The sequence below is a fragment of the Candidatus Blochmannia sayi (nom. nud.) genome, assembly GCF_059935855.1.
In genome coordinates this window covers 386,142-411,210 of record NZ_CP011796.1, presented here as the reverse complement: position 1 = coordinate 411,210, position 25,069 = coordinate 386,142, and the positions used below count along the sequence as shown (strand labels likewise).

The window sequence follows — 25,069 nt, the reverse complement described above, 5'->3', positions numbered from 1 at the left end:
AATTCTGTATAAAAAAATTAGACTACTTAATGGATCAATATATTCTTATTTTATGAATGTGTAAATATTTAGTTTATTGCGGAGAAAAATTTAATGTTATGTTTTTAAAGATTTCATATGTGTTTGTGTTTGGTGGTGTGGGAATTTTTGCTAATTTGGTAGCCACAATTGCTGCTTGACATAGATCAGCATCTCCGGATACATTAGTTATTGATAGTAATGTTCCATCAGGTGCCAATCTAATACATAGTTTACATGTCTTACCGGAATAATTAGAAGCATTATAAAATTTAAGTTGTATGGATTCACTGATCATACGTTTATATGTGTTAATGTTATTATTTTCAGTCATATTATTTACAATATAATTGTTTTTATTATCTTTTTTTGTTGTGAGATTCAATTCAATTTTTTTGTTGTTTTCTGTAGAATTTTTTTGATTAACTAACGTATTTAGTAAGTCGTTGAATTCTTTCAAGTTAATAGTCATATCTTGTACATTGTTACTATGAGTTAATGTATTTTTTTTCGTTGTGTCTTGATTCTGTTTCTTTTTAGGAGTGTTAGATGTTGTTTCTTCTTTTAATTGATGTTGTGGTTCTGTTATTTTGAAACGTTTTGGTTGGTCTTGATTCTGTTTCTTTTTAGGAGTGTTAGATGTTGTTTCTTCTTTTAATTGATGTTGTGGTTCTGTTATTTTGAAACGTTTTGGTTGGTCTTGATTCTGTTTCTTTTTAGGAGTGTTAGATGTTGTTTCTTCTTTTAATTGATGTTGTGGTTCTGTTATTTTGAAACGTTTTGGTTGGTCTTGATTCTGTTTCTTTTTAGGAGTGTTAGATGTTGTTTCTTCTTTTAATTGATGTTGTGGTTCTGTTATTTTGAAACGTTTTGGTTGGTCTTGATTCTGTTTCTTTTTAGGAGTGTTAGATGTTGTTTCTTCTTTTAATTGATGTTGTGGTTCTGTTATTTTGAAACGTTTTGGTTGGTCTTGATTCTGTTTCTTTTTAGGAGTGTTAGATGTTGTTTCTTCTTTTAATTGATGTTGTGGTTCTGTTATTTTGAAACGTTTTGGTTGGTCTTGATTCTGTTTCTTTTTAGGAGTGTTAGATGTTGTTTCTTCTTTTAATTGATGTTGTGGTTCTGTTATTTTGAAACGTTTTGGTTGGTCTTGATTCTGTTTCTTTTTAGGAGTGTTAGATGTTGTTTCTTCTTTTAATTGATGTTGTGGTTCTGTTATTTTGAAACGTTTTGGTTGGTCTTGATTCTGTTTCTTTTTAGGAGTGTTAGATGTTGTTTCTTCTTTTAATTGATGTTGTGGTTCTGTTATTTTGAAACGTTTTGGTTGGTCTTGCGTGTTGTTTTGTTCTATTTGTATATTAGGAACATCAACGAATGTATTAATTGTTTTTTTATGATTAATGATATTGTTAGTATATTTTTGTTTTTTTGTGATGATGTGTTGGTACAACAACAAACAGATGAAAATATGTAAAATAATTGATATTCCAATATAAAATTTAAATTTTTTGTTATGTATTTTTAACAAATGTAATATCATTTAATTTTTATAAAAATATTTACTGTATATTTAATTAGAAGGATTTGTCAGCATTCCAATTGAATGTATACCTATATTGTTTAATAAATTTAAAACTTTAATAACTTCGTCGTATTCTATAGTTTTAGAGGCAGCTATTAGACATGTTATATTGGGAGTTGTATGTGTTTGTTGATATTTGATATTTGACGAAAGTTGATTCAAGTGTATTTGTCCCACATATTTATTATTAATGACAAGATTGTAAAGTCCCATTCCTAAAATTTCAATGGTAATTATCAATTTTTCATTATTGATGATATTTGTTGCTATTTTACTATTTGGAAGATTTACTTCAAAACTTTGCATCAATTTAGATGGTGTCATCATTAAAATCATTAAAAGAACTAATAAAATATCTAAAAATGGTATAATGTTAATTTCAGATTTAATCATATGTCTTGTACGCGGTCTCTTCATATTTATTTTCCTTATTTAGTGTAGGATCAATATTATAAAAAATTTGTCGATACAGAACTGAAATAAATTCTTCTATAAAGTTATTATAATTTTGATCTATGTTATTTACTTGTGCACTTAAATAATTAAATGCCATGACCGCAGGAATAGCTACAAACAAGCCAAGAGCTGTAGAAATTAATGATTCAGCGATTCCTGGCGCGATAATTTGTATATGAATCGTTTGAGTAATAGCGGTGTCGTCGGTTATTTTTCCTAATTCAACAAAAACATGTATAATGCCTAATACAGTTCCAAATAATCCAAGATATGGGCTAATAGATCCAATTGTACCTATCAATGGAATATAATCTTCTAATATTTTTAGTTCTGTGTTTATTGCGACATCCATAGCATGAAATGTTCTAGATATTATCATTCTAGGAGATAAATATTTTATTTGACATAATTTAGAAAATTCTTTAAAACCCAAATAAAATATTTGTTCGACTCCATTTAATTCGTTGCGTTGAATTGAAATTTTTTGATACAAATCAGATAAGTCTATTCCAGACCAAAACTTTTTTTCAAATGCTTTTAATTTGCTATGCGCAATTTTAAGTATGAAGATGCGATTAAAAATAATACTCCAAGATAATATAGAAAATACAATTAGTATGAATACACTAATTTGTACTAAAATATCAGCTTTTAAAAATAAATCAAAAATATCCATATTAATATTAATTATATGTTTATATCAAAAGTGGATTATATAATTTATATAAAAAACTTATAATTACTGAAAGCAATTTGATTCTTTAAATTTAATTATTTATTATGTACAGTATTCTAAAAAATTTTCTATAAAAACAATTATCTATATAGAAGCCTTAGTTTCTAAGAAGATATATGAATAAAATGTAATTATGTATTTACTTAAAAAATTTAAAATAATACAGAAAAATAATCTATTTACTTACCTACACTAAATACAGCAAAATAGCACATTAATTATCATTAGCGCATCATCGTTATTTTATATTTATTATATGTTAATATCATACAATTTTTACATATGCTGTTCGTTTTACTCACTGTATATTTACTTTTTGTTGTTGTGTTAGAATAAATTTCACGTGTTGACCGATTTTAATAAAATTTTTTACAACATGTACTCCTGATTTAGATAAAATTGAACATTTTTCACGCGCTGTGCTTCCTGAGCCAGAAATGATGGCACCTGCATGTCCCATACGTTTCCCTTGAGGAGCAGTGTCTCCAGCTATATATGCGACTACTGTTTTTTTTATATGTTTATTAATATAGTCAGCTGCTTTTTCTTCAGATTTACCTCCGATTTCACCAATCATTACTATTAATGAGGTTTGAGGATCTTGTTCAAATAATGTTAATATATCGATAAAATCAGAACCAAGTATTGGATCTCCTCCAATACCAACACATGTAGATTGACCTAATCCAAGATCAGTTATTTGTTTCACTACTTCGTATGTTAGAGTGCCTGATCTAGATACAATCCCTATACAACCTGGTTTATGAATAGAACTCGGCATTATACCAAGTTTACATTGATCCGGAACGATGAGTCCCGGACAATTTGGACCAATCATACGTGTATTATGTTTTTTTAATTGTTGTTTTATAAATAACATATCTAATATTGGAATGCCTTCAGTAATACAAATAATTAATTCGATACCTGAATGGATTGATTCTAAAATCGCATCTTTGCAAAAAGGAGCAGGTACATAAATAATAGAAGTATTTGCGTTGGTGCTATTTACCGATTCATTGACGGTATTAAATACTGGCAATCCAAGGTGGATGGATCCTCCTTTTCCTGGAGTAACTCCACCTACTATTTTTGTGCCATAGTTTAATGCTTGTTGAGAGTGAAAACTAGCATTTTTACCAGTAAATCCTTGACAAATTATTTTTGTATTTTTATTAATCAAAATTGACATTTTTATTTACCATTTTTAAAATTGTCTGGATTGCATGGATTAAATTATCAGTAACTATAATATCGAAGGGACTATCAATTAATTTTTTAGAGCCTAATTTAGCATTGTTTCCTTCTAATCGGATCACAATAGGGATGTGTTTTTTGTTTTTTGTATTATGTGTTGATAATGCTGTTATAATGCTATTAGCAACTAAATGACAACATACAATGCCACCAAAAATATTTACAAGTATTGCTTGTATTTTAGTATCATTTAACATCATATGAAAAGCTGATACTATACATTCTTTATTGACTCCTCCTCCGATATCTAGAAAGTTAGCAGGCATTCCTCCTAATGATGTAATCATATCCATAGTAGCCATTGCTAATCCAGCTCCGTTTACCATACAACCGATGTTTCCTTCCAGAGGAACATAGTTTATAGAACTTAATTGACTAGATAACATATTATTTGTTTGATTTGTATGATATATGTTTAGCAATTCTGGTTGTCTAAATATCGCATTATCATCACCAATAATTTTAGCATCTAAACAAATAAAATCATTGTCATTGGTTATAACCAATGGATTGATTTCAATTAACATTAAATCTTTTTTCAGCAACATATGTGTTATTTTAACAATAATTTCTGAAAATTGATTAATTTTGGATCCAAATAATCCTAATTTACATGCCAACAATCTCCCTTGATAGGGATATATTCCAATTAAAGGATTTATTGTGATCTTATGAATGAAATTAGGTTCCTTTTTTCCTATGTTTTCAATATTAATACCGCCGTGTGTAGAGGCCATACATATTATTAGGGATTCGTCTCTATCAATTAATATGCTTAAATAAAATTCTTTAATAATTTCAACAGCTGGTTCTATTAAAATAGAATTTACTAATTCTCCAGTATCAGTAGTTTGATGTGTGATTAATTTATTATTAAGCCATTTATTAGAAAATGACAATATATCAGTTGTATCGTGTGCAATACAAATTCCTCCAGATTTTCCACGTCCTCCTGCTTGCACTTGACATTTTACTGCCCATGGACCATTCCCTATATTATTTGACGAGATATAGTGATTTACCTCATTTAAAGTAGTACATACATAACCTTTTAAAACAGGTAAATCATATTTTAATAACATATTTTTTGCTTGATATTCATATAAATTCATGATATGTGACCGTATGTATTGTAGTATTTTTGATGTGTCTATTTGTATACATTATGTAATGTTAATGCTAATAAGTTATTGTATTGTGTTTAATGTATATTTCTGTGTATTTTACTAAATTTCTAAAAGTAAACGCATTGGATCTTCTAACAATTCTTTAATATATACTAAAAAACTTACTGAGTCTTTTCCGTCGATTAATCTATGATCATACGATAATGCCAAATACATCATGGGTAATATTACTACTTGACCATCTAATGCTACTGGTCGATCTTTTATTGCATGCATGCCAAGAATTGCGCTTTGTGGAGGGTTAATGATGGGAGTAGACATCAATGAACCAAAAATTCCGCCATTAGTAATAGTAAAATTACCTCCACTTAATTCTTCAATTGTTAGTTTTCCAGTTTTCCCTCTTTCAGCTAAAGATTTTATATTTTTTTCTATATCGGCTATACTTAACATATTAACGTCTCGTAATACTGGTGTAATTAAACCACGTATCGTAGACACTGCAATACTTATGTCGAAATAATTGTAGTACACTATTTCTTCCCCATCAATGGACGCATTAATTTCAGGAAAACTTCGTAAACCTTCTAAAACTGCTTTTACATAAAAAGACATTAAACCCAATTTAATTCCATAACGTTTTTCAAACAATTCTCCATATTTTTTTCGTAATATCATGATGGGTTGCATGTTTACTTCATTAAAGGTAGTTAACATTGCTGTAGTATTAGTTACAGCTAGCAAACGTTCTGCAATTTTTTTTCGTAAACGATTCATTAAAATACGTGTTTCTTTGCGATCGTTTTTTATCTTTTTTATTTGATGATGATCTATATTTGTGTCATTTTTTTGATCAATATAGTGTGTTTTTTTTGTAAGATGCATATGTTCTTCTATGTCTTGACGAGTTAAACGCCCTTTTACTCCGCTACTTTGAATGTTTTTTGGTTGCAAATTATGTTCTGCTATTAATTTTCGAATGGATGGAGTTAATATTTTGTGATTTTCATTATTTTGAGTGATAATATGTTCTGGTTGAGGCAGTATTGATTTTTTAAATTCTTGGTTTTGAATCGATTCTTTTGTGTCTGTTTTAGAAACTATATAATTTAGGTTTATACGTCCTAAAATTTGTCCAGATGTAACTATTGCTCCTTCTTGTTCTAAGATTACTTCTAATATTCCTGTGTTTGGAGCAGGAACTTCTAACATTATTTTATCGGTTTCAATTTCAAGTAAAATATCATCTTGTTGAATTTTATCTCCTGGTTTTTTATGCCATGCTGCCACAGTAGCATCTGAAACTGATTCGGGTAAGTTTGGCACCAAAATATCTATTATACTGCTGCTCATTTTATATCCTTTTGAAAAAATTAACTGATGTTTATGTTTAATGCATCGTCAATTAATTTTTTTTGTTGTTGTTGATGTACTGATAAATATCCTACCGCAGGCGCAGCAGAATCGGGACGCCCTATATAGTTTAATATACCATTTTTTGGTATTATACTATGAAGACAATGCTGTATGTAATTCCAAGCTCCTTGATTTTTAGGTTCCTCCTGACACCAAACGAAATCTTGTACATTTGAATAGGAGGAAAGAATAATTTGTGTATCTGCATAGGGAAAAGGATATAGTTGTTCAATACGAATGATGACTATGTTATATTGCTTATTTTTACGTCGTTGACTCAATAAATCATAATATATTTTTCCAGTGCATAATACCACACGAGCTATTTGATTTGAAGTGATATTATTGTCTATTTCATTAAATATCGTTTTAAACGATCCATTTACTAGATTTTCTAATGAAGTAGTTACCATCGGATGCCTCAATAAAGATTTTGGTGATATAATGATTAGTGGTTTTTTAATAGCATATCTTGCTTGTTGGCGTAATACATGGTACAACTGGCCCGGAGTGGAGGGTATGCAGACGCGAATATTGTCTTCAGAACATAGTTGCAAATATCGTTCTATACGTGCGGAAGAATGTTCTGGACCTTGCCCCTCATATCCATGAGGTAGAAGCATTACCAAACCACATAGTTGATTCCATTTTTGTTCACTAGAACTGATAAATTGATCTATGACAATTTGAGCGCCGTTAGAAAAATCTCCAAATTGTGCTTCCCAAATTACTAACATATCGTTTGATACACTGGCATAACCATATTCAAATGCTAAAGCTGCTTCTTCAGATAATACTGAATCCCAAATTGAGAAAAATCCTTGTTGTTTATTTTTTTCGTTATTAATGTGTGTTAAAGGGATGTATTTTGTACCATTATTTTGATCATATATTGCAACATGTCTATGAAAAAATGTTCCACGAGCAACATCTTCTCCGGATAATCGAATAGAGATTCCTTGATCTAATAATGTTGCGTATGCTAAAACTTCTGCTGCTCCCCAATCAAATAGTTTGTTGCCTAATGCCATCTCTATCCTGTCGTTATAAATTTTTTTTACTCTAGAATGCATGGTTATACTTGATGGAATATCATTGATACAATATGCTAAATTCTTTAAATATTGATTGCTTATTTTATCAAAATTTAATGTTTTTTTATTTTTGTTTAAATTATTATTTGTATGTAATGCAGTTCGAATATGGATCGGTTGCCATTGTTGTAGCACACAGTGTTGTTTGTTTAGTTTTTCGCGGTACGCATTAATTATTTTAAAACTGTCATCTATATTTATAGTTTTATTTTTTATTAATTTATCGGAATAAATATTAAGTAATGTTGGATGATTACGAATTTTTTTATACATTACAGGTTGAGTGACGCTTGGTTCATCAGCTTCGTTATGTCCATGTCTACGATAACATATTAAGTCAATTATTATATCGCGTTTGAATGTATTGCGAAAATTTAATGCAATGCGAGTAACATATATGACTGCTTCTACATCGTCTGCGTTAACGTGCAATATGGGAGCTTGTATCATTTTCGCGATATCTGTGCAATATTGTGTAGAACGAATATCATGTATATTTGACGTAGTAAATCCTATTTGATTATTTATAACAATATGAACTGTACCTCCTACATCGTAAGCATGAGTTTGAGACATATTAAAGGTTTCTTGGACTATTCCTTGAGCACTAACAGCTGCATCTCCGTGTATTGTTATAGGTAATACTACATTATGTTTTATTGCTGCACTATTATGGTGATAAATTGAGTTTTTTAGTAATTTGTCAATACGAGCTCGAGTGGACCCCATAACTACTGGGCTAATAATTTCAAGATGAGAAGGATTGCATAGTAAAGATAAATGCACTATTTGTCCATTAACTGTAATGTCTGAATAAAATCCTTGATGATATTTTACATCACCGCTACCAAAGGGACTTTGGTGTTTACCAGAAAATTCATTAAATAAATCTTGAGTATTTTTACCTAAGATATTAACTAAAACATTTAAACGCCCACGGTGAGCCATTCCTAAAAATATTTCTTTAATATTGTGATGATAAACAGAATAACGTATTATTTCTTTTAGCATAGGAATTAAAGCGTCGCCTCCTTCTAATGAAAATCTTTTAACTCCTGGAAATTTTGTTCCTAAATAACGTTCTATTCCTTCTGCCGCTATTATTTCTTCGAGGAATTGTTTTTTTTCTTTATCATGAAAATCAAACATCCCCGCTGTGGATTCAAAATAATTTTGAATCCACAGCGTTGTGTTTATATCAAGAATATGTGTGTATTCGACTCCGATAGATCCGCAATAAGTTATTTTAAGGAATTTATATATTTCTAACGGAGTCATTGGATCTTTTTTTATGCCAAAAGGAACTACGTCAATTTTTTTTTGAACATTTTGAAAAATGGAGCGATAATGGTCTAATTCTAAAAGATAGTTTTTAGGTTTTTTTTCATGTAGTTTTAATGGATCTAGCGTAGCATATTGGTGACCATATGCTCTAAAAGAATTTATTAATTGTAATATCTGTGTATAAGTAATATGATCATAAGCATTAGTTTGTATATATAATTCGTTATATCCAGTATTTTTTTTTGACTGAGAATGTATGTTATTTGTTAAATTAACAAAAGATTTGTTTTCAGAGTTTTTTTCAAGAGATAATTGTCTGAAAATTTCAAACCAACTAGAATCTATAGAATCAGGTTTTTTTAAAAAATCCTCATAAATTTGTTCTATGTAAGATTGATTATTTTTTGATAAATAAGAAGAATCTAGCCAATTTTTAAGCGTTGCATTATACATGATAATGTATCCTTATATTTCATTATATCTTTAAATTTCTAACATTTAATTTTTAATAAAATAATTAATCTTTTTCTAAGTTGTTGATTATTATTATTTATACACAGATGTATATTAAATGTTATAGAGTTGATATCTCTATGTTTTTTAAATTATATTTAGTCAGAATAATTAATGTTTAAACATTAATTATTCTTATCATATTTTTCACTAACATTCGTTTAATGTGACCTATAGCTTTAGCTGGATTTAATTTTTTGGGGCATACACTAACGCAATTCATAATATTATGACAACGAAAAACACTAAAAGAATCTTGAAAATGCTTTAGTCGTTCTTCATGATTAGTGTCGCGACTATCCATTAAAAAACGGTATAAGGTTAATAATCCAGCAGGTCCGATGAATTTATCCGGATTCCACCAAAAAGAAGGACAAGAGCTAGAGCAACATGCGCATAATATGCATTCATAAGATCCATCTAATTTAGAACGTTCTTCTGGAGATTGCAAATATTCATGAGATGGTTGTTGCGATTGTTGATTGTGCTGATCATGCATTAAGAATGGCTTGACTTTTTCATATTGACGATAAAATTGATTCATATTCACTACTAGATCGCGAATTATTGGAAATCCAATCAATGGACGAACTACAATGATATTATTATAATTATTATTACATAATTTTTTTAACGAAGTAATACATGCTAAGTTATTTATACCGTTAACATTCATTCCATCAGAACCACATACGCCCTCTCTACAAGATCGTCGAAATGTTAAAGTTGGATCTTGTTCTTTTAATTTAATTAAAGCATCTAATAATGTTAGATTTTTTTCATTTAACAGATTAAGCGTATAATTTTGCATATAAGCTTTCTTATTAATTTCAGGATGATAACGATAAATGGAAAATTTAATTTTCATATTTAAACTCCATTTTTAATATACTCGAGCTTTTGGAGGAAAAGGTGGTCTAAATTTTGGATTCATATTCACATTACGGCGAACCATAGTGTCATTTTTTGGTAAATATAATGTATGACATAACCAATTTTTATCGTCACGCATGGGAAAGTCATAACGACTATGAGCCCCTCTGCTTTCGGTTCTAAAAATTGCTGCCATAGCAGTTACATAGGCAGTTTCTAACAAATTATCTAATTCTAAGCATTCAATACGTTGTGTATTAAACGTATGAGATTTATCTGATAAGGTAGCATAATTCAATCGATTACGTATTTCTTTTAGTTCTTTCAAACCTTGAATCATTTTTTGTTTTTCTCTAAAAACAGAAAAATTTTTTTGCATACATGATTGTAAGTCTTGACGTATTGTTGTTGGGTCTTCTTTTGAATTTGATCGATTATTATTCCAACGCATATATCGTGCCAATGATGCTTCTATATCGGAATTAGTGGGGCCACGAACTGGCCATTCTTCTTCTGATAAATATGTTTGTATGTGTGTTCCAGTAGCATATCCAAATACTATTAAATCTAATAAAGAATTTCCACCAAGTCTATTAGCTCCGTGTACTGATACACAAGCAGTTTCTCCAACTGCAAATAAACCTGGAACTATTACATCTACGCCCATATTGTTTATATTGATTACTTCTCCATATATTGTAGTAGGAATCCCGCCCATCATATAATGACATGTAGGAAATACTGGGATCAATTCTTTCACAGGGTCTATACAGGAAAAAGTACGCACTAATTCTAAAATTCCAGGTAATCGTAATTCTAATAATTCTTTCCCCAAATGATCTATTTTTAGTTTAACATGAGGACCACATGATCCTGAATAACCTCGTCCTTCTTGAATTTCTAACATAATTGCACGAGCTACTACATCTCTTCCAGCTAAATCTTTGACATTGGGAGCATATCGTTCCATGAATCTTTCTCCCATAATATTTAAAAGATAACCTCCTTCTCCACGACACCCTTCACTTACTAAGATCCCAACACCAGCGATACCAGTTGGATGAAATTGCCACATTTCCATATCTTGGGCAGGAATACCTGCGCGCAATACCATACCAATTCCATCACCGGTATTTATATGAGCATTAGTAGTTGATTGATAAATACGACCTCCTCCTCCGGTCGCAAGCACCGTAGCTCGAGCTTTAAAGTATACTAATTCTCCTGTTTCAATGGAAAACGCAATACAGCCAAGTATTCTTCCGTCTTGATTTTTTACTAGATCTAGTGCGTACCATTCTGAAAATATAGTTGTTTTAGTATTTAAATTTTGTTGATATAAGGTATGTAGTAATGCATGACCAGTTCGATCAGCAGCCGCGGCAGTACGTGCTGCTTGTTTTTTTCCATAATATAATGTTTGACCTCCAAATGGGCGTTGATAAATACGACCATTTTTTAATCTGGAAAATGGCAATCCCATATGTTCCAATTCTAAGACTGCTTTAGGTCCTGTTTTGCACATATATTCAATAGCGTTTTGATCACCTATATAATCTGATCCTTTGACGGTATCATACATATGCCATTGCCAATCATCTTCGTGATTATTACCAAGAGCAACTGTAATGCCACCTTGAGCTGAGACTGTGTGTGACCGTGTAGGAAACACTTTAGAAATTAAAGCACAAGAGAATCCCATTTTAGAAATTTGTAATGCAACACGCATACCTGCGCCGCCAGCTCCAACGACAACAGAAAAAAATTCTTTAACTGGTAAATGATGCATCTATATACTCCAAATGATAATTATTCCGCATAATAAATATATGAATAATATGGTACTAATCATCCATATCCCTACTTGTCTTAATGCAGATAGTTTTATATAATCTTCCAATACATGGCGCATCCCAATCCAAGTATGACTTAAAGCAGAAAGTAAAGCTATGATACTGAATGTTTTCGTAATATTTTCGCTGAAAAAATCATACCATTTATCGTAAGATAAAGTGTTAACAGAAGCAATAAAATAAGATATATATATAATATATAACAACATTGCTACAGCAGAACACCGTACCAACAGCCATTCATATACTCCATGATATTTTAAAATAGATTTAATGGACCCCATATCAAAATTCCACTGAAAATAGATAATAAAATAGTTAGTATAAATACAATTTTTACGCTAATTTTTCCTATCAGTAATGTTTGATCTAAATATCCGAAATCCATTAAAATATGACGAACACCAGCTATTATATGATAACTAAGTATTATTGTAATTATCCAAAATAATAATTTGAAAACATAATTATTCGTTAGTAAAAAATGATAAATGTAAAAAAAAGAATCACTAGAGGATAAAGATAATTTTAATATCCAAAGAATCGGGCCGATTGTTACAAACAATAATATTCCAGATATTCTATGTAGAATCGAAGCCACAGCGGTTATGGGAAATCGTATGGTTTGTATATTTAAATTTGTTGGATTTTCATTTTTTTTAATCATATAAACACTCTTAAGTTACATGATAGCAACCACATGTTATGATTATGCTTTTATATTTAAAATATTAGTAAATAAAAAAATAATTAAAATTAAACAGACTAATAATTAATCTAATATTTTATTTGAGTAGCATAGATATTTTATATTTGTCATTTTTAATCTGATATCTTCAAATTATATCAATATTCGAAAACATTATAACAAATAATTACATTATATGTAATACAGTATCTTGTATATTATTAACAATTTAATAATATTATAAAATTAGAAATTATTTTTATTTTGATTTGATGTTTAGGAAGAATATTTTTACGAACATATAATAATAATTTAAATTATAAATTATATTTTTATATTGTAAAATATTTTAATGGAGTAATTTATGTTTGTAATGGGATTATTTAAATCATATTTTTAGTTAAAAAGTAATTTATATAACAATGAGTCTGAATATTTATGATATGTTTTCTGAAAAGAAGATATCTTCTATAATAGAATATTTATGTTATTTACATTTACTTTTGATGTGATCTTTTCACATATCTCTAGTTTTTATTGTTTAAATTATGTCATTATTAATTATAATCAAAACTGTGCTCGGTGACGTTATCTCGTAATTAGGGAATGGTATAAAAACTATATATTTTTTATAATATATTTATTATTATTTTGAAAAATTTTTTCGAATAAAAATTAATAAATGATGCTTGTAGAATTAGGACAAAATTTGTATACGTTGTATGTAGTATTAATTTTGGTATTAAAATGATGATATTAGTTATCGTATATTATAACTTACTATATGTTCAATATATTTTTAACATACTGAATAATATGTATATTGTTGTGTGTATAAACTGGTTAGGAACTAAATTTTATTTATTTTAAAATAATTTAACTACAAATTATTATTAAGTATGTGTTGTATTCGTTCTTATGAAATGGATGATATATATACTTAATGCGAGTACTAATAACAAATTGAACCTTTAATATATGTGTATATATTAATTATGTTTATATATAAAATATAATTGATAGAAGTATAAATGTTTTTATCTTCATAAGTGTTATATAGATATAATGATAATGTTGTTATCGTGCGACGAAATCTATACAATTAACATATAAGGTTACGATAATGGTGTGTATTTTTTGATACGTATAAGATGTGTTGCAGAATATTAAAAATTAAGTATTTTAACGATTTTTTAAAAATGGTTATAAAATCAAGATATATTGTTACTATAATTTAATATTATGTTGATATATAGTTTTGTTTAACAATATATTTATATTGTCTACACAAATAATAATTTTTAAAGATTGAATATAAATTTCATAATATTATAATATTCGTTATAATATTTTCATACGGTATGTGTTCTAAGGTAATAGAGTGCATTTAAATCTAAATACACTGTTATGTCAATAACATATATATTATTATTTAAATGAGTGTGAACATTAATTTTATAATATTTGAATTTATAAAGTTAATTATTAATATCAACGATCATTCAAATAATTTGAACTTTTATTTAAGGTATTTAGTATTAAATATCACATAACGTGTATATACGATACACGTGTATCTGATATTTTTAGTTGAAATAATTGTCGGATAATAACAAAAAATCAACAATATTAATAATTATTTAATTTTTTTGATTTTTTGTTATTAATCTTTTTGTTAAAAAATAAAATTAGCGATAGGGTGGATCATGTCTATTATTTCTTTTTCAATTTTTTTTCTATGAGACGTATCTAAAAAACTTTCACAATAAATTTTGTATACTAGTTCAGTGCCTGATAGGCGACACGCTACCCAACCATTAGGTGTGATTATTTTTATGTTATCCATAGATATTTTATTTTTTGATGGAATTATATTTATTATTTTAATGATAGGATCATTTGCTAATTCTGTTATATTTATTTGATTGAAGGATGCTTTTGAGATAAGAGATTGTTGCGCGTAACTAATAGGCAATTGAATGCGATTGTAACTACATATTCCAAAATTCTGAACCAATTGACTGTAGTAATTTTGTAGTGATTTACCACTAACAGCCATTATTTCAGCCGCCAATAGACACATAATAAACCCATCTTTATCAGTAGACCATGGAGAACAGTAAAAATCTAAAAAAGATGCCCCTGCACTTTCTTCACTTGCAAAACCTAAACAACTATTAAATAATCCTTGTGTAAACCATTTAAAACCTACTGGAACTTCTAATAATTTACGATTGAATCTATATGCTAGACGATTTATCATCATACTAGATACATAAGTTTTGCCTATAACTAATGGATGATCATACCATAGTGGACGATTGTGAAAAAGATAATTTGCTGCAATGGCAAGGTAATGATTGGGTTTCATTAAACCAAAAGAAGTGATGATTCCATGTCTATCGCAATCAGGATCATTAACGAAAAGTAAATCTAAATTATTGTTTAATTTCAACATTCCAGTCATTGCAAATTCAGAAGAACAATCTATGCGAATGCAACCATCATAATCAAGATGCATAAAACTGAAAGTTTTGTCGACTTTTTCATTAATTAAATTTAAATCTAATTGATAATATTGAGCAATATTTTGCCAATAAGCTATACCTGCCCCACTTAAAGGATTAACTCCTAATTTTAAACCAGATGTTTTTATGGCTTGAATATTAATTATTGTAGATAATTTTTTAACATAATTTAAAATCAAATCTTGTGTATGTATATAACCACTTTTCCAAGCGTTATTTAATGTTATACGATTTATATTTTTTAAATTATTTATTAAAAATTCATTGGCAGTTCGTTCGATTATGCGAGTTACATGAGTAGGCGCTGGTCCTCCAAATATTGAATTATATTTGATTCCACCATCTTCAGGTGGGTTATGAGAAGATGTAATAATAATACCATCAGCTTTTTTTGCATGATTACTGTAATTTTTATTATATTGAATAATAGCATGAGAAATGACAGGAGTAGGAGTATAACCATTATCTTTTTGTATAATAATATTGATGGAATTAGCTGTTAATACTTCAAGTACAGATATAAAAGCTGATTCAGACAAGGCATGTGTATCTTTTCCAATATAACATGGCCCGGTTATACCTTGTTGTATACGTATTTGCGCAATTGATTGGCTAATTGCTAATACATGCGCTTCATTAAAACTACGTCGTTGAGAGCTTCCACGATGTCCAGATGTTCCGAATACAACACTATGAGCTTTAACATTTGGATCTGGAGATAAAGTATAGTATTTTGTTATTAATTGGGATGTATTAATAATTTCATTGCGTAATGCAAGTTGTCCAGAGCGAATATGGTTTTTCATATAGAATTTCCTTGAATAATTTTTTTGTAATTTGATAAACGTTGTAATATTAATTAGTATTAATTAACGTATTGATTTTTACAATTTTTTTTATTATATTTTAAAATATTAGAATATGTTTTTAAAAATACGTTGCATTATTTTTTCAAAAATAAATGGATTTATAGATATACATTGGTGTTATTTTGATTCAGATAAAGTAATTCGGTTTATGGCAAGAATATTGTGATCACGTTTTCTGAATTGTTTATTGATAAATTATGTATTTTTATGTTGTAATTATAATATGGAACTCAATTATAGATTACGAATATCTAAAACTATATATAAAACAACTCCAATAATAATGATTCATGGGTTATTTGGCAGTCTTAGTAATCTTGGAATGCTTGCTGAAAGTTTAGCGCGTCGTTATTGTGTTGTGCAAGTTGATTTGCGCAATCATGGGAATTCTCCTCACGCGCAATCCATGAATTATACCGTAATGGCAACAGATATTTTAGATTTATTGGATAAATTATTTATAAAAAAATGCATAATTATTGGTTACTCAATGGGAGGTAAAGTTGCCATGAAATTGTGTATGTTGGCGGCTCTACGTGTGAGTAAGATAGTTATTATTGATATAGCTCCAATAAAATATAACATACATCAGCACGATAATGTTTTTCGTGCAATTGAACGTGTTAATTCATCTGGAGTAAAAAATAGGAGTGAAGCGATATATTTCATGCGACAAGATCTTATTGATCAGGATTTAATTTTATTTTTATTAAAATCTTTTCATCGAGGATTTTGGGATTTTAATTTTTCATTTATTAAAAATAATTATATTTTTATTAGTGATTGGAGTACATACCACACTTGGTGGGGGCCAGCATTATTTATTAAAGGCGCATTATCTTCATATCTTTCAGATCATTATATGCATGATGTTTACCATCAATTTCCGAATACACATATATGTACTATACCTAACGCAGGACATTGGGTACATCGAGATAATCCCTCGCGTGTATTTAGCATAATTAATAAATTTATTGTTCATTAATTATGTTATGCTTGATGTTGTGTAAAGTTTTATTTATTATTTTAAATTTTAAAAGTTAATACTAGCAATAGTCTTGATGATTATTTTGATTGATATTAAATATTACATAGATGTATAATAAAACCATATTAGTAATTAATATTTAAATGTCATTATGAAAATAATGTTTTTCGAGGAAATAATAAAAATAGACTTGTAATCATATAAATATGGGGTTTTAAAATTATGAGAACAGCATCTGTAGGTATTTTTTTTAGTAGTGATACAGGTAACACTGAAAAAATTGCCAACATGATTCGAGAGAATTTAGGAAAGAATATTGTCGATGTCTTTGACATAGCTGTAAGTTCTAAAGAAGATATAGAAAGTTATGACAAGTTATTATTTGGCATTCCTACTTGGTATTATGGTGAACCTCAGTGTGATTGGGATTCTTTTTTACCGATACTTAGGAATATTGATTTTTCTAATAAAAAAGTAGCAATTTTTGGATGTGGAGATCAAGAAGATTATTCAGAATATTTTTGTGATGCAATGAGTATTTTATATGATATTATTTTGAAAAATGGCGCTATAGTTACAGGATCATGGCCTATATCTGGTTATCATTTCAATATGTCAAAAAGTGTAATTGATGAAGATAAGTTTGTTGGATTGGTTATTGATGAAGACCGTCAACCTGAAATGACGGAGACGCGAGTGAAACATTGGGTTGAACAAATTCGTAACGAGATGAATATTGATTGTTCATGAATTAACTAATATTTAATATTTTATCGTTATTAAATAATATTGTGTTATATTGTGATGTATTTAATCAAATAGTGGATTATTTGAAAGTAAGTACATATGGGATGTATTAATTATTTTTTAATAAGGTTTGGAATTTTTTAAAGTTACTATTCTACTGAATACTAAACGAGATTCTTTTGACAGTTTACGATCTATAATGAAATAACCTTCACGTTCTATCTGATATGGGCCGCAATCATCAATTTGGACGATGGTTTTTTCAACAACTCCATGGGAAATCACTAAAGATTGAGGGTTTACATGTTCCAATAAGTTTGCTGTGTTTGAAGGATTAGGATGATTAAATAGTTTATTGTATAAATGGAATTCTGCTTGTATGTTTTTTGTGGCTGATACCCAATGAATTACTCCAATAATTTTTCTACCGTCTGTTGGGTGCTTGTTTAAAGTATGTGCGTCATAACTACAATAAATGCAAATAATGTTTCCATGATCATCTTTTTCTATATATTCCGCTTTTATTACATATGCGTATCTTAGTCGTATTTCTTTTCCTAATGCTAATTTACGACATTTATCACTATTTAATGTTTCATAAAAGTCAAAACTATCAATAAAAATTTCTTTACTAAAAAAAATATACCGCATTCCCATATTGGGATCATTAGGGTGATTTGGTATCTGAATTTTTTCTTCATATCCTGAAGGTAAATTGTTAATAATGATTTTTATTGGATTAATTACAGCCATAAGTCGTGGTGTGTGTTTATTTAAGCCTGAACGAATACACTCTTCCAAGAGTGATAATTCTATTCGACTTTCTTGTTTACTGATTCCGATGCGATGACAAAATTCTCGAATTGATTCAGCTGTATATCCTCTATGTCGTAATCCAGAAATTGTAGGCATACGAGGGTCATTCCATCCGTTGACTATATTTTTTGTAACCAATATTTTGAGTGTACGTTTAGATGTTATTACATATTTTAAGTTAAGACGAGAAAATTCATATTGCACAGGGTGTATATTAATATCAATATGATTTAGTATCCAGTTATATAAAATACGATTATCTTGGAATTCTAAAGTGCATAAAGAATGGGTAATACCTTCTATTGCATCTGAAATGCAATGACTAAAATCATATGTTGGATAAATGCACCAACTGTTTCCAATACGATGATGTGGGGTATATTTAATACGATACAATACTGGATCCCTCATCACCATATAAGAAGAAGACATATCAATCTTAGCGCGTAAACAAGCACCGCCCTCTGGAAAATCTCCGTTTTTCATTTTATAAAAACAAGTCAAATTTTCTTGAATACTGCGGGATCGGTATGGACTATTTTTTCCGGCATGTATTAGCGTTCCTCTGTATTTTCTAATTTCATTTGTAGATAATTCATCTACGTATGCTAGCCCTTTTTTAATTAATTTAATGGCATATTTATATAATTCTTCAACATAATCTGATGAGTAATGTACGTTTCCATACCATGTAAAACCAAGCCATTTAATATCATATTTAATAGCTTCAATATATTTTTTGTGTTCTTTTTCAGGATTAGTGTCGTCGAATCGTAAGTTGCACTGACCATTATAGTATTGAGCAATACCAAAATTTAAACAAATAGCTTTAGCATGTCCAATATGTAGATATCCATTAGGTTCTGGAGGAAAACGTGTCCGTATGTTAGTATATTTTTTTGATTTTAAATCTTTATTAATAATATGGTAAATAAAATTAGATCTGTAATTCATAAATATTTTCACTTTGTTTATTTTTTAAGATATATTGGTATATTTTTTAGTATGTAGACAATATATTTTATTGTTGAGAATGATAATTTTTTTATTTTAATTGTTTATATAGAAATATTTAAATTAATTTCTGAAAATTATTAAATTGTATACTATCTACTATAATATTTTTTACAGTAGTTTGATAAATATTATTATTTTCAAGATACATGAAAACTGCAATAATTGTTATGGTAAATAACATATGTAAATTATGTCATTTTAATGATCATTTAAATTATTTCTAAAATTAGAATAATATCTATTTTTATAAATTTGTGGTTTTTTATAAAAACACTAATTTATATAGTATATCAGCATTTATGTAATAGTTTACGTAGGCTATCTGTAACAATAGCATAATAATTATTATGCATTCAAAAATAGTAAGAATTGGAGTATAGAAATGTGTTACTTATGAAATTGGAATATGTCTAAATTTTATTCCGTCGTTGCAATTTTCATTATATTTGATATAATGTATTTTGTCTAGTTCTTTTATTAATAAAGTACTTGTATACACGTTGTAAATATGGAGTTTTATGCAGTGCAATTATATAAAAATTGGTATGTGTGCTTATATTGAAATTGATAATATATGAGTAATGTAAGTATGTTAAATTATAACTGAAATAATTATTAAAGTAATTTTTAAAATTAATCTTGCATTATTTAATAAAATTTATATGAATTAATAAATTTAAGATTTTAATAAATTACATTTCATTATGTTTCGTTAACATACGCTGCAACCAATGGTATTGAAACGAAAAAATTTATTTTAAAAATTTAATATAAAATATTACAAATAAATTAATTATATATGTACGATAATTTTAGTTATGCCTAAATGTTTTAAACAATCAAAAATTAATTTATTAGTGACGTAAAGAGGTAAGGATTTCCGTATGAGGGTTGTATTTTTAGACACTGCTGATCACGTTGCTAAGTGGGTTGCTCATTATGTTGTTTGTCGTATTAATTCTTTTAACCCTACTGTTAATAATCCATTTGTACTTGGGTTACCGGCTGGTAGAACACCGATACAAACGTATAAAAATATAATAAAAATATATCAATCCAAACAAATAAGTTTTAAGCATGTCGTGATATTTACTATGGACGAATATCTAGGTTTATCTTATGAAGATCCGAAGAGTTATCATGCTTTTATACATACAAATTTTATTGATTATATTGATATTCCGAAAGAAAATGTTTATGTTTTAAATGGAAATACTGATGACATAAACGCTGAATGTCAACGATATGAAAATCGGATCAAATCATATGGAAATATTCACTTGTTTATGGGTGGGGTCGGGAATGATGGGCATCTTGCTTTTAATGAACCAGGATCTTCTTTAACATCGCGTACTAGAGTTAAAAATTTAAGTAAAGAAACTCGTTTGTCAAACGCTAGATTTTTCAATGATGATATTGAGTTGGTTCCTAAGTTTGCATTAACTATTGGCATCGCTACATTGTTAGAATCACAAGAAATAATTATCATTGCAACTGGATTAAGTAAGGCTGCAGCAGTACAAGCGGCAATTGAAGGAAATGTTAACCATATGTGGACTGTTAGTTGTTTGCAGTTGCATCCTAAATCAATATTAGTATGTGATGAATTGTCAACTATGGAATTAAAAATGAAAACTATTAGATATTTTAGAGAATTAGAATTAAATAGTCAAATAATTACAAAATAATTGTTTAAAATATGTATGCTTTAATTAATGGTAGAATTTTCACTGGTAAAAAGATTCTTAATGGTCATGCTCTTGTAATTTCTAAGGGTGTTATTAGGGATGTTTGTTTAATTGACACATTACCTAAAAATATATATATATATGATTTATCAGGAACTATATTAGCACCTGGATTTATAGATTTACAAATTAACGGATGCGGTGGTGTACAATTTAATGATCACATGAGTGCGATATCAGTATCTACATTAGAAACTATGCAGATAACCAATCAATTTTCAGGTTGTACTAGTTTTCTTCCGACTTTAATTACTAGTAGTGATATGTTGATGAAACAAGCTGTTAAAGTTATGCGGATTTTTTTATCTAAAAATAAAAATCAGGCTTTAGGATTACATTTAGAAGGTCCATTTTTAAATCCCATAAAAAAAGGTATACACGATTCTGGTTTAATCCGTTTTCCAACAGAAAAAATGATAGATTATTTGTGTGATAACAGTGATGTCATTAGACAAATAACCCTTGCTCCTGAACAATTAGATATGAATTTTATTCAAAAGTTACAAAAATCAGGAATTTGTATTGCTATCGGACATTCTAATGCTACTTATAAACAAACACAGTCTAGTTTTTTACATGGTGTTAGTTTCGGAACTCATTTATTCAATGCTATGCCTCCATTAATTGCTCGTGAGCCAGGTGTGATAGGTGCTATTTTTGATTTTCCAGAAATATATTGTAGTATTATAGCAGATGGTTTGCATGTTCATTGGGCTAATATTAGATATGCTAAAAAAATTAAAGGAGATCGTTTAATCTTAGTAACTGATGCTACTAGTCCTGTAGGCACGAATAAGGCAATATCTGATTTTATTTTTTCTAATAGAATTATACATTATAATAATCATATGTGTGTGAATGATGAAGGTATATTGAGCGGATCGGCTTTAACAATGATACAAGCAATAAAAAATAGCGTTGAACACGTTGGGATACCGTTAGATGAAGCCTTACGCATGGCTACTTTATACCCTGCACAAGCTATCGGAGTGGATCATTGTTTAGGTAGTTTGGAAGCTAATAAAATTGCTAATTTAACCGTTTTTGATCAAGCTTATCAAATAAAAAAAACGATCGTTAATGGTAAAATAACGAATACATTATTTACGTAATTTAATATGTTAATAACCATAATATATTCTTATTTATGTGTTAAGAGGTGTTTTATGATTTTTAATAAACTATAAAAATAGTTAGTGTTTTTTAATTTTTTTATTACTGTATAAATTATTTGTCGCTTTATTATTTATGAGATATCTTAAATTATAGTTTTATTCATACAAGTCAAGTAAAAATTAAAGAGATAGCTATTATTTGGTATGATTTTTTAAATTATAAAATTTTTTTTGAAAAATGAAATATAAGGTTATGTTGCGCGATTTTTAATAATTTCTTGTGATACTTTTTATAAAGTTATATGGATAAATTGTATTCATATTATTATTGAAATAAGTATGAAAGAAATTAAAAAAATATTTGATAATTATTTGTAACAGAATGATATATAATTATATTAATTGAAATTTGGCTACGTAGCTCAGTTGGTTAGAGCACAGCACTCATAATGCTGAGGTCACAGGTTCAATTCCTGTCGTAGCTATATTATATTATTATTTGTATTATTTGAATAAATATAACATGCGGGAGTGGCGAAATAGGTAGACGCGTCAGAGTTAGGTTCTGATACTGCAAAGTATGCGAGTTCAAATCTCGCCTCCCGCATGTTATTTGTTAATTAAATATATATTAAAAATATAATGTAATAGTATAGTAAATCAATCAATATCTTTTATTTATAATAAAGAACGTGGTGGTGGGGCATAGCCAAACGGTAAGGCAGCGGGTTTTGATCCCGCCATGTCTAGGTTCGAATCCTGGTGCCCCAGTAAAAAATAAACAATTACGTCAAATAAAAATGAAAAAGATTTGATCCTATGACTAGTTCACAATTATTAATATGATAAAAATTAATAAATATTCTGCGTTATATAATTATGATCTTTATGTATACAATAGAGATTCATGTAAAGCTGATACAAGAATTTTGATTAATAATCACATTTTTCATTCATATACCTAGAGCATATTTTAATATTTGTTTTTTTAAAACAAAAGAACGTTCGATTATCATAAATGCAATATTTCTTGCTATTTTTAGTGGTGTAAAATCATTGTGAAAAAGAACATACAATAAATCTATACTAGATTGCATAAGAAAGACATCATATTTTCGGTCATTTTGGTATACTCTTAAAATTTCTGAAATGCTCGCATGTTCATCAAAAACACGAGAATTAATTAATAATTTTGATAAACTTGAAACATCACGAAGTCCTAAATTTATTCCTTGCCCCGCTAAGGGATGTAAAGAATGTGCAGCATCTCCAATCAATGCTCCTCCTGGAGTTGCATAATAATGCGCGCGTTGACCAATTAAAGGAATTACAGTCATATTATGTAATTTAATATCACCCAGTTTTTTTTTAAAATTATTTTTTATTTTTTCTTCTAATGCTACTAGAGGTAATTGTTGGAACTCCTGAACATGCTCAGGAGTATCGTACCACATTAATGCCCCCCAGTGACTATATAGAGGTAAAAATCCTATAGGTCCATAAGGAGTAAATATTTGCCAGATTGTTCCGCGTTCGTATTTCTCTGTTTTGATAGTAAGTAACATACAATATTGGCGATACTTCCATCCAATTATTCCTATTCCTAATTTTTTTCGAATTTGGGAATACATTCCATCAGCTCCTATTAACAAACGACTGATGACTATAATATTGTTGTCAAGAATACATCTCCAATAAAAACCATCATAATATATAGAAGTAAATATAGATGGACAATATAATTTTATAGTTTTTAATTTTATGAGATTTTCCCACAGCGCCGATTGTAAACGGTTATTTTCAACGATGTATCCCATTTTGGATAAACCTACAGACATGGCATGAAAAACTATTTTTGATAATGGCCACTCCCATATTTCCAAACGATGATATGCAGTGCAAAAATTGGAAGGAATTTTTTGCCATGTATCAATTTTTTTTAAAAATTCTACTGAAGCGTGATTAATAGCTGCTACTCTAATATGCGGTTTTGTTGTTTTTTTAATTGGTGTAGGATATTGATGATCTACTATAATTATTTTAATGCCAGATTGAGAAAGACGTAATGCCAAAGAAGCTCCTACGATTCCAGCGCCAAATATTAACACATCGCAGAATAACTTATTCATAATATCTTACAAGATTATATAAAGTATACAATGAAACACCATATGATACGTGCTATAATTAATAGTCTTAATACTTCACACCAGTAAATATTATTAAATATAAGTGTATGATATATAAAAAATATTATAATACAATAGATGTTTAAAATATGTATAGATTTAATTGAAAAAATAGTATCTTTAATATACTATTGGAGGACATTTGATTTTTT

Annotated in this window: 18 protein-coding genes and 3 tRNA genes; 7 read left to right on the top strand and 14 right to left on the bottom strand. The window is 28.4% G+C overall.

The genetic code is table 11. The annotated features are described in order from the left end of the window. Window positions 1–73: 73 nt before the first annotated feature. From tolA to Bsayi582_RS01675, 12 genes are all read right to left on the bottom strand, one after another. Window positions 74–1,474 carry a cell envelope integrity protein TolA gene (tolA, locus tag Bsayi582_RS01730; protein ID WP_500815524.1) on the bottom strand — a complete coding sequence of 467 codons (1,401 nt, stop codon included), beginning with the start codon at window positions 1,472–1,474 and terminating at the stop codon, window positions 74–76. A gap of 114 nt (window positions 1,475–1,588) precedes the next feature. Then, a complete protein-coding gene (locus Bsayi582_RS01725) occupies window positions 1,589–2,017 on the bottom strand; it encodes a biopolymer transporter ExbD (RefSeq protein WP_500815523.1) in 429 nt (142 codons plus the stop codon). Beyond that, entirely contained in the window at window positions 1,986–2,732 is a 747-nt protein-coding gene (gene tolQ, locus Bsayi582_RS01720) for a protein TolQ (protein WP_500815522.1), read from the bottom strand. Before tolQ ends, Bsayi582_RS01725 begins: the two co-directional genes overlap by 32 nt. Before the next feature lie 358 nt (window positions 2,733–3,090). After that, a complete protein-coding gene (sucD, locus tag Bsayi582_RS01715; protein WP_500815521.1) occupies window positions 3,091–3,984 on the bottom strand; it encodes a succinate--CoA ligase subunit alpha in 894 nt (297 codons plus the stop codon). Then, the gene (gene sucC, locus Bsayi582_RS01710) at window positions 3,968–5,161 is read right to left on the bottom strand and encodes an ADP-forming succinate--CoA ligase subunit beta (RefSeq protein WP_500815520.1); all 1,194 of its coding nucleotides are present in this window, start codon (window positions 5,159–5,161) and stop codon (window positions 3,968–3,970) included. Before sucC ends, sucD begins: the two co-directional genes overlap by 17 nt. A 114-nt stretch (window positions 5,162–5,275) precedes the next feature. Next, the gene (gene odhB / locus Bsayi582_RS01705) at window positions 5,276–6,529 is read right to left on the bottom strand and encodes a 2-oxoglutarate dehydrogenase complex dihydrolipoyllysine-residue succinyltransferase (RefSeq protein WP_500815519.1); all 1,254 of its coding nucleotides are present in this window, start codon (window positions 6,527–6,529) and stop codon (window positions 5,276–5,278) included. 20 nt (window positions 6,530–6,549) lie between these two features. After that, the gene (locus Bsayi582_RS01700; protein ID WP_500815518.1) at window positions 6,550–9,423 is read right to left on the bottom strand and encodes a 2-oxoglutarate dehydrogenase E1 component; all 2,874 of its coding nucleotides are present in this window, start codon (window positions 9,421–9,423) and stop codon (window positions 6,550–6,552) included. Window positions 9,424–9,601: 178 nt separating this feature from the next. Further along, entirely contained in the window at window positions 9,602–10,351 is a 750-nt protein-coding gene (locus Bsayi582_RS01695) for a succinate dehydrogenase iron-sulfur subunit (RefSeq protein ID WP_500815517.1), read from the bottom strand. Between the two features lie 15 nt (window positions 10,352–10,366). After that, a complete protein-coding gene (gene sdhA, locus Bsayi582_RS01690) occupies window positions 10,367–12,145 on the bottom strand; it encodes a succinate dehydrogenase flavoprotein subunit (RefSeq protein WP_500815516.1) in 1,779 nt (592 codons plus the stop codon). After that, window positions 12,146–12,493, bottom strand: a complete 348-nt coding sequence (gene sdhD / locus Bsayi582_RS01685) for a succinate dehydrogenase, hydrophobic membrane anchor protein (protein ID WP_500815515.1) — start codon at window positions 12,491–12,493, stop codon at window positions 12,146–12,148. Next, window positions 12,469–12,876, bottom strand: coding sequence for a succinate dehydrogenase, cytochrome b556 subunit (gene sdhC / locus Bsayi582_RS01680; RefSeq protein ID WP_500815514.1), 408 nt, complete (start codon window positions 12,874–12,876; stop codon window positions 12,469–12,471). Before sdhC ends, sdhD begins: the two co-directional genes overlap by 25 nt. Window positions 12,877–14,572: 1,696 nt before the next feature. Continuing rightward, window positions 14,573–16,231 carry a phosphohexomutase domain-containing protein gene (locus Bsayi582_RS01675; protein ID WP_500816071.1) on the bottom strand — a complete coding sequence of 553 codons (1,659 nt, stop codon included), beginning with the start codon at window positions 16,229–16,231 and terminating at the stop codon, window positions 14,573–14,575. Between the two features lie 286 nt (window positions 16,232–16,517). On the opposite strand from Bsayi582_RS01675, the gene Bsayi582_RS01670 reads away from it, so the two are divergent. Further along, a complete protein-coding gene (locus tag Bsayi582_RS01670) occupies window positions 16,518–17,282 on the top strand; it encodes an alpha/beta fold hydrolase (RefSeq protein WP_500816070.1) in 765 nt (254 codons plus the stop codon). A gap of 225 nt (window positions 17,283–17,507) precedes the next feature. After that, window positions 17,508–18,035 carry a flavodoxin FldA gene (gene fldA, locus Bsayi582_RS01665; protein WP_500816069.1) on the top strand — a complete coding sequence of 176 codons (528 nt, stop codon included), beginning with the start codon at window positions 17,508–17,510 and terminating at the stop codon, window positions 18,033–18,035. Window positions 18,036–18,152: 117 nt separating this feature from the next. On the opposite strand, the gene glnS is transcribed toward fldA, so the two are convergent. After that, complete coding sequence (glnS, locus tag Bsayi582_RS01660) at window positions 18,153–19,802, bottom strand: glutamine--tRNA ligase (protein ID WP_500816068.1); 1,650 nt, start codon at window positions 19,800–19,802, stop codon at window positions 18,153–18,155. Between the two features lie 947 nt (window positions 19,803–20,749). Between glnS and nagB the strand changes: the two genes are divergently transcribed. The 5 genes from nagB to Bsayi582_RS01635 all read left to right on the top strand — a co-directional run bounded on the left by nagB (window position 20,750) and on the right by Bsayi582_RS01635 (window position 23,499). Next, entirely contained in the window at window positions 20,750–21,553 is an 804-nt protein-coding gene (nagB, locus tag Bsayi582_RS01655) for a glucosamine-6-phosphate deaminase (RefSeq protein ID WP_500816067.1), read from the top strand. 11 nt (window positions 21,554–21,564) lie between these two features. Next, on the top strand, window positions 21,565–22,725 hold the full coding sequence (gene nagA, locus Bsayi582_RS01650; protein ID WP_500816066.1) for an N-acetylglucosamine-6-phosphate deacetylase: 1,161 nt from the start codon (window positions 21,565–21,567) through the stop codon (window positions 22,723–22,725). A 414-nt stretch (window positions 22,726–23,139) separates the two neighbouring features. Then, window positions 23,140–23,213: transfer RNA gene (locus Bsayi582_RS01645), tRNA-Met, on the top strand. Window positions 23,214–23,253: 40 nt separating this feature from the next. Beyond that, window positions 23,254–23,335: transfer RNA gene (locus tag Bsayi582_RS01640), tRNA-Leu, on the top strand. A 92-nt stretch (window positions 23,336–23,427) separates the two neighbouring features. Next, window positions 23,428–23,499: transfer RNA gene (locus Bsayi582_RS01635), tRNA-Gln, on the top strand. A gap of 182 nt (window positions 23,500–23,681) precedes the next feature. On the opposite strand, the gene Bsayi582_RS01630 is transcribed toward Bsayi582_RS01635, so the two are convergent. After that, a complete protein-coding gene (locus tag Bsayi582_RS01630) occupies window positions 23,682–24,857 on the bottom strand; it encodes an FAD-dependent monooxygenase (protein WP_500816065.1) in 1,176 nt (391 codons plus the stop codon). Between the last annotated feature and the right edge of the window lie 212 nt (window positions 24,858–25,069).